Annotated in this window: 13 protein-coding genes; 1 reads left to right on the top strand and 12 read right to left on the bottom strand. The window is 60.2% G+C overall.

Translation table 11 applies throughout. The annotated features are described in order from the left end of the window. Positions 1-7: 7 nt before the first annotated feature. The 10 genes from ACP7EE_RS26195 to ACP7EE_RS26150 all read right to left on the bottom strand — a co-directional run bounded on the left by ACP7EE_RS26195 (position 8) and on the right by ACP7EE_RS26150 (position 9,189). Entirely contained in the window at positions 8-1,186 is a 1,179-nt protein-coding gene (locus tag ACP7EE_RS26195; protein WP_426237827.1) for a TerD family protein, read from the bottom strand. Next, entirely contained in the window at positions 1,186-1,770 is a 585-nt protein-coding gene (locus ACP7EE_RS26190) for a TerD family protein (protein ID WP_420647800.1), read from the bottom strand. The genes ACP7EE_RS26195 and ACP7EE_RS26190 overlap by 1 nt, the downstream gene beginning before the upstream one ends. A 2-nt stretch (positions 1,771-1,772) precedes the next feature. Then, on the bottom strand, positions 1,773-2,486 hold the full coding sequence (locus ACP7EE_RS26185) for an HAD family hydrolase (RefSeq protein WP_420647799.1): 714 nt from the start codon (positions 2,484-2,486) through the stop codon (positions 1,773-1,775). Further along, positions 2,483-3,433 (bottom strand): HpcH/HpaI aldolase/citrate lyase family protein, encoded by a 951-nt coding sequence (locus ACP7EE_RS26180; protein ID WP_426202249.1) that lies wholly within the window; start codon positions 3,431-3,433, stop codon positions 2,483-2,485. Before ACP7EE_RS26180 ends, ACP7EE_RS26185 begins: the two co-directional genes overlap by 4 nt. Further along, on the bottom strand, positions 3,433-4,527 hold the full coding sequence (locus ACP7EE_RS26175; protein ID WP_426237825.1) for a cysteine protease StiP family protein: 1,095 nt from the start codon (positions 4,525-4,527) through the stop codon (positions 3,433-3,435). The genes ACP7EE_RS26180 and ACP7EE_RS26175 overlap by 1 nt, the downstream gene beginning before the upstream one ends. Continuing rightward, positions 4,520-5,278: a trehalose phosphatase gene (locus ACP7EE_RS26170; RefSeq protein WP_426237823.1), complete on the bottom strand. Its 759-nt coding sequence runs from the start codon at positions 5,276-5,278 to the stop codon at positions 4,520-4,522. The genes ACP7EE_RS26175 and ACP7EE_RS26170 overlap by 8 nt, the downstream gene beginning before the upstream one ends. Continuing rightward, entirely contained in the window at positions 5,268-6,395 is a 1,128-nt protein-coding gene (locus ACP7EE_RS26165) for a phosphoribosyltransferase domain-containing protein (RefSeq protein ID WP_426202255.1), read from the bottom strand. Before ACP7EE_RS26165 ends, ACP7EE_RS26170 begins: the two co-directional genes overlap by 11 nt. A 70-nt stretch (positions 6,396-6,465) precedes the next feature. Continuing rightward, positions 6,466-7,599: a trypsin-like peptidase domain-containing protein gene (locus ACP7EE_RS26160; RefSeq protein ID WP_426237821.1), complete on the bottom strand. Its 1,134-nt coding sequence runs from the start codon at positions 7,597-7,599 to the stop codon at positions 6,466-6,468. A gap of 85 nt (positions 7,600-7,684) precedes the next feature. Next, complete coding sequence (locus ACP7EE_RS26155) at positions 7,685-8,680, bottom strand: ATP-grasp domain-containing protein (protein ID WP_426237819.1); 996 nt, start codon at positions 8,678-8,680, stop codon at positions 7,685-7,687. Between the two features lie 326 nt (positions 8,681-9,006). After that, on the bottom strand, positions 9,007-9,189 hold the full coding sequence (locus tag ACP7EE_RS26150) for a hypothetical protein (RefSeq protein WP_420647792.1): 183 nt from the start codon (positions 9,187-9,189) through the stop codon (positions 9,007-9,009). 403 nt (positions 9,190-9,592) lie between these two features. Here ACP7EE_RS26150 and ACP7EE_RS26145 point away from each other — a divergent pair, with 403 nt between their 5' ends. Further along, positions 9,593-11,221 (top strand): glucan biosynthesis protein D, encoded by a 1,629-nt coding sequence (locus tag ACP7EE_RS26145; RefSeq protein WP_420647791.1) that lies wholly within the window; start codon positions 9,593-9,595, stop codon positions 11,219-11,221. A 54-nt stretch (positions 11,222-11,275) separates the two neighbouring features. Here ACP7EE_RS26145 and ACP7EE_RS26140 read toward each other — a convergent pair whose 3' ends face one another. Further along, a complete protein-coding gene (locus tag ACP7EE_RS26140; protein WP_426237817.1) occupies positions 11,276-12,382 on the bottom strand; it encodes an NADH:flavin oxidoreductase/NADH oxidase in 1,107 nt (368 codons plus the stop codon). Between the two features lie 321 nt (positions 12,383-12,703). After that, positions 12,704-14,413 carry a single-stranded-DNA-specific exonuclease RecJ gene (gene recJ, locus ACP7EE_RS26135; RefSeq protein WP_426237815.1) on the bottom strand — a complete coding sequence of 570 codons (1,710 nt, stop codon included), beginning with the start codon at positions 14,411-14,413 and terminating at the stop codon, positions 12,704-12,706. Between the last annotated feature and the right edge of the window lie 35 nt (positions 14,414-14,448).

Genomic DNA, 14,448 nt, shown 5'->3' with positions numbered 1-14,448 from the left:
ATCCGTATTATTTCGAACCGGCGCGCCAGTTCATGCCCCAGCCGTAAGCCTTGTCGACTGCCGCATGCCCACGATGGAAGTCGACGCGGCGTGAAACCTTCACCGCACCGTCAACGTTCTCGAGCATGGCAATCGCACACATGCCTTCGCGGCCACCTTCTTCATTGAGGCGTACCTCGATGTCCGGCTGGCCGGGAATGTAGATGGTCACAATGCCGTCAGTCTCTTTCCAGTTCGGCGCGCCTTCGTAGATGAAGGCGAAGATCAGGATGCGTTTGACCTCGCCCCACTTCGCGCCGTTGATGTGCATCCATTCCCCGCCGGCCACCGAGCCGGTGCGGTCATCGCCCTTGAGCTGGATGTAAGGCCGGCCGCTGAGGCTGCCAAAGCAGTTGCCCAAGGCTTGCACCACACCTTTGTCGCCGTCTTGCAGTTCGAACAGGCAGCCAACGTCCAGGTCAACGGATTTGTTGCGGCTGAAGAAGCCGCCACCGCTGCCCTTGTTCCAGTTCAGGTTGACCTTGATCTCGCCGAAACCGCCGGCGGTTTTCTCCAGGCTGATCGACGAGCGAGTCTTGTCGAGCGTGATCTTGCTCAGACTGATCGTCGATTTCGCTGCCGGAGGTGCCGGTGCAGGTGTTGGCGCTGCCTGAACTGGCGCAGGCGTCGGCGCAGTGGCCGGAGCCGCTACTTCAACACCGAAATGCTTGGCCAAGGGTTCCAGACCACCGTTGAAACCTTGCGCAACGCAGCGGAATTTCCACTCACCCTGGCGACGATAAAACTCGCCAAGAATCAACGCGGTTTCCTTCATGCCGGTAGTCGGTAATTGGGCTTCGATGCCGCCCGAGACAGCCACGGACAATTGCGAGACGCGCTCGAAACTGGCCTTGTTCTCGTGGATCGTCGCCGACAGCGCAACCTTTTCGACCGCAGCTTCAAGCCGGCTCAGATCGACGGTGAACACCGCGCGCCCGGCTGCCGCCTCGGTCATCTGCAACACGCCACCGAGCACGCTGGTCTGGCCGTAGAAGCACATGTCGCCATCGCCACGGACTTTGCCCGAAGCGTTCAGAACGAACGCCGACACATCAATGTCGACGCCCGGAATCGGCGTGTAGTTGATATCAACGCGAAGCTGGCCGCTGGCAACCGGCGCATTACCACCAGGCACGAGAGTGGCCATCAGCGCAGCGCCTGTACGGCCAGATTGACCAGGTCGTCAGCGGTGCGCCCGCGGGTGGTTTCGCCGATGGCTTTGAAGTCCCAATCGGAACCTTTGCGCGACAGGCTCGCCATCACGATGCCGGTGTGACCGCCCTTCTCGGACAGGTTGAAACGGGCCAATTCCGATTTTTTGTCGGCGTTGACGACGCGGCAGTAGGCTTTTTCGACTTTTTCGAAGGTCTGCCCGGTGAAGCTGTTCACGGTGAAAATCAGATGCTCGACGCTGGCTGGCAGACGCGACAGATCAACGTGGATGGTTTCGTCATCGCCATCGCCTTCACCGGTACGGTTGTCGCCGGAGTGCTGGATCGAGCCGTCCTGCGACTTCAACTGACGGAACCAGACCAGGTCGATTACTTGCAGGCTGCTATCGAGCAGGATGCACGAAGCGTCGAGGTCGACTTCCCCGCCGCCGCCCATCAATTTGCCGAGAAAGCCTGCTTTCACCGGGTCCCAACCGAGGCCAAGGCTGATGCGGGTCAACGCGCTGCCGGCCGTTTTTTCCAGAGAAATACTTTGCTGTTTGCTCAGGGTAAGTGCCATCGTTACGCTCCTTGTTGATCGTCAGTGTTCACGTCGCGATCAGGTTTGACCGCGCTTTTTGCTGTCCGCAGACGTCCACGACGCCATGCAGGATGAAAGTGTCGCCAGTGCGCGTCTTGCGCCGCAGCAAGCAATTCGTGATCGCCACGGGTGTCGCCCCAGGCTTTGAGCCGGTATTCGGTCAGCGGCCCGTAGACCTCCTCCAACCGCAGAACCTTGTTCTCGCAACGGCAGTTGTTGCCGGAGATACGTCCGGTCAACTTGCCGTCGATCACTTCGAGTTCGGTACCAATCAGCTTGATCCCCAGGCGATCGGCGAAGGGTTGCAGCACCAGTGCCGGCGAGGCCGAGCACAAGGTGACTTGCGAACCTGCGGCGATCTCGCTGGCAATCGCCATCAAGCCTGTCGGGCGCATCAGCTTGGTCCAGAATGCCTCGCAGTACTTCGCCGCTCGCTGGCTCACCCACTCCGGGTCAACGCCGCTGAGAAAACGGCTGATCAACTGCGCCTTGAGTTCGTCGCGGCTCATGCGGCGCGCGAGGAATCGAATGCTCGGCAGCGCAAGCGTCAGCACCCGTCGGGCGAACTCGCGTTTGCCGAATGCAAACTTCAGGAACGGTACGAAGCTGTCATGGCGGGTCAGGGTGCCGTCGAAGTCAAAGACGCAGAGCACTTTTTTCCCCGGCCGGTCAGGCCCGGTATTTGGCTGGGTCATCGAATGGCCTCGGCTAGTCGGATGGGTGTTTCACCGTGGGCAGCATCGGGTTGGCGCACGCCATGCCACTCGGCGCGTTCGAGGATTTTCATCGCCCACTGGTAATGGGTCGCCGGCTCGCACATCACATCGTTATGTTTGAACACGGCCGGGGCCACGTCGCTGACGATCAACTTTGCACTGTTGAGGTCTTCGAGGCTGACGCGCAGCGCATCCTGAATGATGCTGATCTGGCTCGGGTGAATCGCGGTCTTGCCCACCAGGCCGTGGGCGATGTCCAGTTCGAGCTCTTCACCCAGCAAATTCGGCATGGCGAGTTGTTCGAACACCGGCGCGGTCAGCGCAAAACCTTGCGAGCCCATGACCCCGGCCAACATCGGAATCACGTAGCCCATCGGCGTGCTGTACAGCGTGGTGGCCGGATTGCGCCGCAGACCGAGGCTGCCCATCAGATCGTTGCCGCCGATACGCAGAGCAATGATCCGGTGATTGAGATTGGCCTTGAGCGCCTGGCCCAGTTCGACCATCGCCACCGGATTGAACACGTCGACGGTTTCCAGGGTCGGCATCAGAAACAGCTCGGGACTGGTCACCGCCTGCTCCCAGGCGTCGAGGTTGCGCAGCGTCAGCTTCGGCACCACAAAGCCGTCGACGTGTTTCATCAACGGCCAGTCATTGAGCACCGCCGCCATTGCCGAATCGCGCGGACGCACAAATAGCACCGGGCCTTCGGCAGGCCGCCCGCCGCGCTCGTCGATTGTCGATAACAGGCGATGCAGGTTGCTCAGTGCGGTGCTGACATCGATGTCGGCAACCGCATCTTCGAGGCATACCACCAGGGAGCGCAGTTCCGGCAGTTTGGTGGCGAACACCACATCCAGCAGATCGGCGCGCGTGGCCGGCATATACAGCGTGGCGCCCAGGGCATACGGAGAAAGCTTCTTCATCAGCTCGCACTCCGGATGATGGTCACGGCTCGGTACGGGCCGAGTGCGGCGCCGACTTCTTCAACGCAGACGCCAGCGCCTTCGGTGAGGTGCAAAAGCAATTGCACGTCGCTGTCATTGCGATCCCGCACCAGCACATGATCCGGCACCCGGCGCAGTACCGCGCGAGTCGCCTCGGCGATGCCCGGTTTGACCCGGTTCAGATTGCTGATATCGAAACGTGCGGCGAGCGACTCCACGACTTGCGTGGCGGCGGCTTGCAGTTCGCTGCGCTCGGTGGCCGTCCACGGCTTGGCTGGATGCACCGGGCCAAGCGCTTCGCGCTGCTGGTCGATGTGTTCGATGAAGTCACGGGTCACATCGTGCTCGGTCAGGTGGTCATAGACCACGCAGCCATGCAGTCCGCCATTCGCCGGCCAGATCGAGCGGGAAACCAGTCCCGAGACGGTGGCGCCCAAGATGCCCGACGGGATGACCCAGTCTTCTGCCGAGGCCGACAGCCAGGCGCGGCCGCACGGGTCGGCCAGCACCACCAGCCGCGGTTCTTGAGGGAATCGCGCGTCACCCTTGAGGCTGTGCTGGATTTCACCGGAGATCGCGCCTTTGCCGGTCCAGCCGTCAACGAACACGATGTTGTCTGCGCCGTGGGCCTGAATGATTGCTTCCAGCGCCACGATGTCGATGCCGCGATCACGCACAATGCTGATCCCGTAATGATGAGCCTCGCGGCCCATGTCGATCAGCGCCCGGCGCAGCAGCACGCCCAGCGGCAGGCCGGCGCGAACGAAGGACACCAGAACAATCGAGGGACCGGTGCAAGCCTCATTCAATGCCAGCGCCAGCGCCTGAACGTCGCTGGCCATGCGCACGCCGTTTTGCGCGAGCGCGCGCTGGTACAGCGCCTTGTGCACATCCGTCGGCGCGCTCTCGAAGCTGATCATCTCCGAATAGTGCTTCTGCTTCGTCTGAATCAGCCGCTCTTTCTCTGCGACGTCGGTGACTTCCATCTGCACCGGCTGGAGCAGAAAGTGCACGTCGTCCTGCAAATAGCTGCCGCTACCGACAGTCTTGAGCTCAGCGATAGCCTCAGTCATTGAGCGCATGCCCCACAAACTGCGCCAGTTGGCTACGCGATGGAGTTGCCCACATATGGCAGGCATCCATGAAGCCGAGGTCGGTAATACTGTCGCCAAAACCCAGCACCGGTCGTTCACCGTTGATTTCACGGTCACGGCGCAACAGTTCTTCAACGGCCACGCGCTTCGACAGACCGGCAGGCAGGAAGGCCAGATTGTTGCTGTTGCCGTGGATGTGCATCCCCTCCAGCAAGCCGCGCGCCTGGACTTCAGCCAGTACGGTTTGCAGGACTTCGTCGTTGGATTCGTTGTGCTTGGTCACCACGTAGTGGCGCAGATTTTCTTCTTCAACCACCCATCCGCGCAGCGAAATGCCCAGCTCTTTACCAATGGCCAGGGTCGCGGCGCTCAGATCCGGCAGACGGCTCTGGAAGTCGGCCAGAATGACAGTCATGTGCGCCTGCCATTGCTCATCGATCTTGCCGTCGGCGCCGAGAATCACTCCGCCGTGGGAGCAGACAGCGCCCTTGTCGAAAGGCAGTTTGACCCGACTGAACGCTTCGACGCTGCGCGCAGTCACGGGCACCACGTCAGTCGAGGACAACAACCATTCCACCAGGGTCTTCTGCACCGGGTTCATGTAACCATTCGGTTGGCCTTCGATGTCGAAGGTCGCTGGATGGCGTGGCGTGCCTTCGGGCATTTTGCGCGCGGTCTGAAACAGCGTGTCGTCGAGGTCGACCAAGGCCAGCGGGCGATTACTGAGCATCGACAATCACCTCGGCATTCAGGGCGGCAACCAGTTCGGCAGGGACTGCCTGCGCCGGAGTTTCCGAGCAGATCAGCACGCGATCAAACTCGCCCGGGCGCACGTTGTAGAGAAAGTTGGGAATGCCCAGTCCGTAGTTGTCCGAGAACGACAATGCGTGACCGATGGCATGACCCAGCGCGATCGGCGAACGGCTGGTCGAGCTGAAGTGCACATCGGCGCCGGCACGTTCCAGACGTTCGGCGAGCAGGAACGGACGCCAGACAAACTCGCTGGTGCCGACTACCAGCACCCGCTCACCAGCCTTGATCTGCAGATCGGGGGCCAAGGTGTCTTCCACCTTGCGCACGCCGAGCCGGCCCCAATCGTTGTGTGCCGACAACGGCCACTCACCGGCGGCGACGGTGCCGACGGCCGGCATCTCCGGCAACGGCGCTTCGAGGTCTTCATGGAAGTCGTACGAGCCTTGCAGCAACGACACTTGATGCGCAGATTCGCCAATCGTGTCGCGCACCGCGTTCCGCGACCAGTCGGTCAGCACGCAGGTCACGACACGCTCGACCTGGGTCAGACCCGAGTCAACCAAGGCGCGGTGCAGATTGATGAAGGTCTTGCCGGTGGAGGCTTCGTCGTCGACCAGCACCAGTGAGCGCGCATTCAGCATCATTTCGCGCACATCGGGATCGACCGGCAAATGGATCAAATGGGCGCTGGCGTGGCTGTGCTCTTCTTCAAAACGAGTGAACAGTTCAGTGCCAGTGGGGTGCCGCGTGCTGACCATGTACACCGTATCGGGGCGGGTCGCACTGAACGCGCGATGCACGCCTGCACCGAGGCCGACTGCGGTCTCGGCCATGCCGATCACCAACACCGGGCCGGGCAGATCCGCTGGAATCTGCGCCGCGAGGCTTGCGAAACTTGTATTCATTGCAGAGGGGCGCACCGGGATATGGCGGCCCAGCACTTTGGACACGAACAGAAACGCACGCTTGGGATTACGGCGCTCGGCAAAGCCGAACAAGGCGTTCGGAGCGATGAGCGAATCATCTACTTTGACATCGAGTCGCCCGCGCATCAGTTGCGCGCTGAGCGTTTGTGTAACTGCGTTACTTTCCATGAGCAAATTCCTAAATCAGCGCCGGATGTTCAACCGCACGCCGGTACCAAATGTTTCAAATCAAGAGAAGTCAGAAATTCCGCGCTTCGACACGCCACATTGAAGCCTGGGCTTCACGCGCCAGTTCCGCTGTTGTGAAAGTCTTGCCGACAGGTGTCTTGCTGGCCTCGACGCGGCAAGCGCCAAGGAATGAGAGGAGCAGTGGCGCCTTGACCGCAAAATTCATGTTTTGCGCATCCGGCAGGCTTGAGGTCACCAGACCGACCACCGCTCCTGAAGAGTCAAACAGTGGGCTGCCACTGGAGCCGGGTTGAATCGGGGCAGTGAACTGCAGCAGGCTCGAATCGTTGTGCAGCCCAAACAGACCTGACACTCCGCCTTGCGTCACTTGCACGCCGCCCCCGGCAAAACCGGCGAGGGGAAAGCCCAACGCCACGACATTATCGCCGAGATCGCAGCCAAAGCCTTCCTTGAACGCCACCGGCTTCAGCGGCGGACAGTCCAGCACCCGCAGCAAAGCGATGTCGTTGCGCCGATCGACCACCACGGGTTCGACACGGTAACGCCCCTCGAAGGAGGAAATGTGAATTTCCTGCATGTCTTCGATGACGTGCGCGCAAGTCAAAACGTGATTGTTCGAGACGGCAAATCCGGTGCCGGTAGCACTGCTGCGGCCGGACTCGGAGGGGCTCGAGCGTCCCTTCGGATGAGCATCGTTGATTTCGAGGCCGATTCGCCGGCCGAAAGCCGCCAGACCATAGGCGGATCCTTCAGCCAGAGCGCGGAATTTCCATTGCTGATTGCGCGTGTAAAACTCGCCGATGATGATTGCCGATTCGCCGTTGTCGCGCAGATCGAGGCTGTAGTCGAGCTGGCCATCAACCTGAAAACGCAGGGTTTTGAGGTCGCTGACCGGGCCTGCCGCCGAGAAGGTGTAGACGATGATCAGCACGCGATCGCTGCCTGCCGGCAGTTCAGCGAGGTTCAACGCACAACCGACGTTTTCCTGATCGCCTTTCCATTCCATCCAGCCATGGGAGGTCTGGAACAGGGCGGGATCACCTGTCGGGCGGCGTTTCTCGTCCACCGGTAATATAGCGACTGCTGCATAGTCCCCGAAGGCCGAGGACTTGCCGCACTCCAGAGTCCATTGACTCCGTGCGCTCGATATTGCGGCATTTGCGCCAGGCGCCAGCACCATCATTCCCTGATCTCTCCTTGACTGCTAACGACTTGCTGCCTCATGTGCAGCGCGGCAAATTGTATCAAAAATCAATATCGCTTTAATATCAGGATGCCACAGCCGCCACAGTCACGCCTTTTACCCGGACATTCGGTCGCCAGACGGTCGCAGGCTCCGGCAAGCCCAGGCGTCGAGCCGCGAAAATGCCCGGCAGGTTGGTCCCGGTCGCCCGCGTGTAACCGATGCCACCGGAGTAGCGCGGGTTGATTTCCAGCAGGTGCGGCTGACCATCGGCGTCATCACGAGTCTGCACATTGACGATTCCGTCACAACCGAAATGCTCGGCAGCCTTGAGTGCCAACTCGACTGCGGCGCCCTCGCGCTCGAAGGTCTGATGCACACCCGCCTTTCGACGGCTGACGAACGCTACGGGACGGCCGCCTTCGCAGACCATGTCCACCGAACACTCACTGCCTGCCATATACGGCATCATCAGCATCGGTGCCGGAGCTTCGGCTTCGCAGTAAGCACGCATGTACGTTTCAAAATTGGCTTCACGGGCATCCGGATTGGCAAAACAGCGGAACGGATCGGTATCTGCCTTGAATCGCCAGAAACCCTGACCATAGATACCGACCGCAGGTTTGACACAGACCTCACCGCTGGCGGAGAGGGTTTTATAAGCGGCGAACATTTCTTCGGCGTTCACCGCAGTGATTGCCGGCACACAAGCCAGGCCAACGCGTTCCGCTTCAGCGGTGAATCGGCTCTTGTCATCGACCATGTCGAAGGTCGCCATGGACGTGCCGCCCGTCACCAGTTCAAGACCCGCCTGCGCGAAGCGCGCCCGTTCGATCTCGAAGACATGGCCGACGCGGCCGGCCAGAATCACTTTGATGTTGTGCTCTACTGCGGTGGCGATAACCCAGTCGATACGCTCTTCGTTATCGGTCGGCTCCATGAAACTGACGTCGGCAAGCGACGTGATTTCAGGGCGATCCTGACGATGAGAGGCAAAGATTTTTACATCCGCCGGGAGTGCCTCGCGCGCGCCGATAATGACGTCACGCTGACTCGATTGCCCTTCTAGAAACCAGATCATTTGATACTCGCTGATTGATGCGCCCGCGCAATAGTAACTGGATGAATATCAACTGACGGCAGATTCGCGTCATCGGGCCGCAAGATCAGTGCACTAAGGCTTTGTGAAACGGTTCGGTTGTGGAGTTTCTGCACAGGGCTTCGCATCAAGTGGGCTGCTATCTCTTGATATTCTGGTGGCGAGCCAAACGGAGCGTCCACCAGCAATACATTTCTGCATGTGAAAATTCGCCGCCACTCCCCGCCGAGGCAACGCTCGTCCGCCCGGAACGCAAACCAAAAAAGGGGGGCAGACTCAATGTCTGCCCCCCTTTTTGCGTCACACCATCAGAACCGCGAAACACTCCGCATCGCATCCACCAGATACCTCATCGCGATCCGGTCGCTCTCCGACAACTCGCGATAGCGTTCAACCAGTTTCCGCTCTTCAGAATTCAGTCGCTTCCTGCGCCGGCCACCCAGGCACGGAAAAATTCCCAACATTTCGGTGATGCATTGCACTTTTGCCATGGACGATGTCCTTTTCAAATACTTCAGAATTTTTCGAAAACCGCATCGCCCTGCTCCTTTAAGCAGCGATTTGAGCCCTGCCGGTTGAAAGGGTTGTGACCGGCGATGCCTATAGAATAGAAAGTTAATCGGCGCTGAAAAGCAGTTTTTAGAGTAATTATTCGAAAAAAGCAGAAATGCCCTATAAATCAGAAAAGCCTGTCGGATAAATTAACCGTAATGTCTTGTTTCATTGAGACGCTGGCACCTGCAATTAACGAATTTTGCAATCGGCGCGAACGGTTTAAGCTATCGGGCATCTGTTAATAGTCCGTTGCGTTTGGCCGAAGGCATGTCCGAACCGTAAATTCTGATCCAGCACGTGCCAGGAACGGCGCGGGATTGCTCACGACAGGTTGTACTTATGCATCGCAGGAATTTGCTCAAAGCATCCATGGCCATTGCGGCTTACACCGGTCTGTCCGCGTCCGGACTGCTCGCCGCTCGCGCCTGGGCTGCCAATGGTGGCGCCGCCGACGGCGAAGCACAGGCGTTCGATTTCGACGCACTCAAGCGTCAGGCGAAGCAACTCGCGGGCAGCGCCTATCAGGACACCAAGCAAGTCCTGCCGCCGACGCTGGCGACCATGACTCCGCAGAACTTCAACGCGATCCGCTACGACGGTGAACATTCGTTGTGGAAGGAGAACAAGGGTCAGCTGGATGTGCAGTTCTTCCACGTCGGCATGGGGTTCCGCCAGCCGGTGCGCATGTACAGCGTCGATCCGAAAACGCGGATGGCGCGCGAAGTGCATTTCCGCCCTCAGCTATTCAACTATGAGAACACCTCGGTCGATACCCAGCAGCTCAAGGGTGACTTGGGTTTTGCCGGGTTCAAGTTGTTCAAGGCGCCGGAGCTGGATCGCCACGACGTAGTCTCGTTCCTCGGCGCCAGCTACTTTCGCGCCGTCGATGCCTCTGGCCAATATGGCCTGTCGGCACGCGGTCTGGCAGTCGACACCTACGCCAAGAAGCGCGAAGAATTCCCTGACTTCACCAAGTTCTGGTTCGAGACACCGGATCAGAACGCCACACGCTTCGTGGTCTATGCCCTGCTCGACTCGCCGAGCGCCACCGGTGCCTACCGCTTCGACATCGATTGCCAGGCCGAGCGCGTGGTGATGGACATCGACGCGCACATCAACGCGCGTACTGCCATTGAACAACTGGGCATCGCGCCGATGACCAGCATGTTCAGCTGTGGCAACCACGAACGGCGCATGTGCGACACCATTCACCCGCAGATCCACGACTCGGATCGTCTGGCCATGTGGCGCGGCAACGGCGAATGGATCTGCCGCCCGCTGAACAACCCGGCGACCCTGCAGTTCAACGCCTTCGCCGACACCAACCCGAAAGGTTTTGGCCTTGTGCAGAACGACCACGAGTTCGCCAACTATCAGGACACGGTCGACTGGTACAGCAAGCGCCCGAGCCTGTGGGTAGAACCGACCACCGAATGGGGCGAAGGCTCGATCGATCTGCTGGAAATTCCTACCACCGGCGAAACCCTCGACAACATCGTCGCGTTCTGGACACCGAAGAAACCGGTGGCGGCCGGCGATTCGCTGAATTACGGCTACAAGCTCTACTGGAGCGCCCTGCCGCCGGTCAGTACACCACTGGCTCGGGTGCAGGCTACTCGCTCCGGCATGGGCGGCTTCACTGAAGGCTGGGCACCGGGGGAGCATTACCCGAAAGTCTGGGCTCGCCGTTTTGCCGTGGACTTCACTGGCGGCGGTCTGGAGCGTCTGCCACAGGGCACCGGGATTGAGCCGGTAGTCACCTGCTCGAACGGCAAGGTGCAGGACTTCAGCGTGCTGGTACTGGATGACATCAAGGGTTACCGGATTCTGTTCGACTGGTACCCGACCAGCGACAGCGTCGAGCCGGTAGAGCTGCGGTTGTTCATCCGCACCAATGACCGCACGTTGAGCGAGACCTGGCTGTATCAGTACTTCCCGCCAGCGCCAGACAAGCGCAAATACCCGTAACAACAAAAAGCCCCGACCATCACTGGTCGGGGCTTTTGCTTTCTAGCGGATGATTCAGTCGCGCAGATCAGACTCATGGATCGGTTGATCGCGATGCGTCGCACGCTGGTATTGCGCCGGCCAGATCGCTTTGCGTCCACCCAGATCATCATCGGCATGCAGCGGCCAGTACGGATCGCGCAGCAACTCACGGGCGAGGAAGATGATGTCAGCCTGACAAGTGCGCAGAATGTGCTCGGCCTGCGCCGGTTCGGTAATCATGCCCACAGTGCCGGTGGCAATGCCTGACTCCTTGCGCACACGTTCGGCGAAACGCGTTTGATAGCCCGGGCCGACCGGAATCTCGGCATTCGCAGCAGTCCCGCCCGACGACACGTCGATCAGATCCACGCCCAGCGCTTTCAAGCGTCGCGCCAGCTCCACGGTTTCGTCCGGATTCCAGCCGTCCTCGACCCAGTCGGTGGCCGACACGCGGACGAACACCGGCAATTCTTCCGGCCACACTGCCCGCACTGCTTCGGTGACTTGCAGCACCAGACGGATGCGGTTTTCAAACGAACCACCGTATTGATCGCGGCGTTGATTGCTCAATGGGGAAAGGAACTGATGCAGCAGATAACCATGCGCAGCGTGCACTTCGACCACGGAGAAACCGGCAGTCAAAGAACGTTTTGCGGCGTCGACAAAAGCCTGAATAACGTCGGAGATCTGCTCTTCATCCAGGGCTTTCGGTTGTGTGTGCTGCGGATCAAAAGCAATCGGCGAAGGCCCGACCGGGGTCCAGCCGCCATCATCCGGTTTGACGCTGCCATGCTTGCCGAGCCATGGCCGATGGGTGCTGGCCTTGCGCCCGGCATGCGCCAGTTGAATACCGGCGACGGCGCCTTGGGCGGTGATGAAACGCGTGATGCGTTGCAGTGGTGCGATCTGTTCGTCGTTCCACAGGCCAAGGTCTTCGGCGGTAATCCGTCCATCGGCGGTGATCGCCGTTGCCTCGGTAAAGACCAGTCCGGCGCCGCCAATCGCACGGCTACCGAGGTGCACCAGATGCCAATCGTTGGCCAGGCCATCGACGCTGGAGTATTGGCACATCGGCGACACGGCGATGCGGTTGGGTAAGGTCAGTTGGCGCAGGGTATAGGGTTCAAGCAGCAGACTCATGGGGCACCTCTCAAATCAGTGGGCAGGCTCCAGGGTTCTGTTTGAAAAGTCGACGAGTGACAGGAAAGAGTGCAGCACCCGCCCCCGCGGGCAAAAAATTCGACAAGACGTCACAAGGCCAATCAAGCAGTGCTTAGAGCCTAGTCGACAACCGGGGATCTCGGGGGGTTCCAGATGTTTCTGTGTGCGCCACCGAACCTGTGGCGAGGGAGCTTGCTCCCGCGGGGCTGCGAAGCGGCCCCAATATCGGCGCTCGGACGAATCGGGAGTCCTTCGGCCTCCAGCGGGAGCAAGCTCCCTCGCCACAAAAGCACTTTGCGCTTAGCGCGGTTCGATATGGGCAATCATCAACTGCACGGTTTCATTGCCGCGAAACTCGTTCAGATCGAGCTTGTAAGCCAATTCAACCCATTTGATCGTTGGATTCGGCCAGATTTCACGGTCGATACCAAACGCGATCCCATCCAGCTTCACCGAGCCACATTCGGTTTTCAGCACCACTTTCAGATGCCGCTCACCGACCACCCGTTGCTCGACCAACTGGAATACGCCGTGGAACAGCGGCTCCGGGAAGTGCTGACCCCAAGGCCCGGCATTGCGCAGCGCACGCGCCAGTTCAAGGTGAAATTCTTCGACCGCCAGGGTGCCGTCCGACAGCAGGCGCCCGGTCAGATCTTCTTCGCGAAGCTGCCTACGCACTTCGGCGTCGAAGGCCTGCGCAAACAGCGGAAAATTCTCCTGCGGCAACGTCAGACCCGCCGCCATCGCGTGACCACCGTACTTGGCGATCAGGTCCGGATGCTGCGCGGCGACCACGCTCAACGCATCGCGAATATGAAAACCCTGCACCGAACGTCCCGAGCCTTTGAGCAAGCCGTCGCCGGCATCGGCAAAGGCAATGGTCGGACGGAAATAGCGCTCTTTCATGCGCGACGCGAGGATACCGATCACACCTTGGTGCCACTCCGGATCGAACAGGCACAGCCCGAACGGCATCGACTCGACCGGCAAGTCCTTGAGCTGGGCCAGCGCTTCACGCTGCATGCCCTGCTCGATGGATTTGCGATCCTGGTTCATGCCGTCCAGTTGCGCGGCCATTTCCCGCGCCAGCGCGGCATCGGAAGTCAGTAGGCATTCGATGCCCAGACTCATGTCGTCCAGCCGCCCTGCCGCGTTGAGGCGCGGGCCGACAATGAACCCCAGATCGGTCGAGGTGATGCGCGAAGCTTCACGCTTGGCCACTTCAAGAATCGCCTTGATTCCCGGCCGCGCACGCCCGGCGCGAATTCGCTCAAGGCCCTGATGCACCAGAATCCGGTTGTTGGCGTCCAGCGGCACCACGTCGGCAACGCTGCCCAGCGCGACCAGATCCAGCAACTCACCGATGTTCGGCTGCGGCTGGCTGTCGTACCAGCCGAGGCTGCGCAGGCGGGCGCGCAACGCCATCAACACATAGAAAATCACCCCGACCCCGGCCAGCGATTTGCTCGGAAACTCGCAGCCAGGCTGGTTCGGGTTGACCAGCGCATCGGCCAGCGGCAGTTCGTCGCCGGGCAAATGGTGGTCGGTGATCAATACTTTCAGGCCATGACGTTTCGCCGCTGCCACACCATCGACGCTAGAGATGCCGTTGTCGACGGTGATCAGCAATTGGGGCTCGCGGGCCAGCGCAACCTCCACAATTTCCGGGGTCAGGCCATAGCCAAACTCAAAGCGATTGGGCACCAGATAATCGACATGCGCCGCGCCCAGCAGGCGCAGGCCGAGCACACCGACGGTGCTGGCGGTAGCGCCATCAGCGTCGAAGTCACCGACGATCAAGATGCGCTGACGCTGCTCCAGCGCGGTTACCAGCAGATCCACCGCCGCATCGATACCCTTGAGCTGGGTGAACGGGATCAATTGCTTGAGGCTTTTGTCCAGTTCCGCTTCGGACTGCACGCCCCGCGCCGCGTACAAGCGAGTCAGCAATGGCGGCAGGTCGCCGAGAAACGGCAATGTGGCAGGCAACGGACGAGGATCAATACGCATGGGGCGACAGAGGCTTCTCTTGAATACGTGGGATA

This window comes from Pseudomonas sp. TWP3-2 (genome assembly GCF_049897765.1).
In the GTDB taxonomy this organism is placed as follows: domain Bacteria; phylum Pseudomonadota; class Gammaproteobacteria; order Pseudomonadales; family Pseudomonadaceae; genus Aquipseudomonas.
This window is presented reverse-complemented; position numbering and strand designations above follow the sequence as displayed.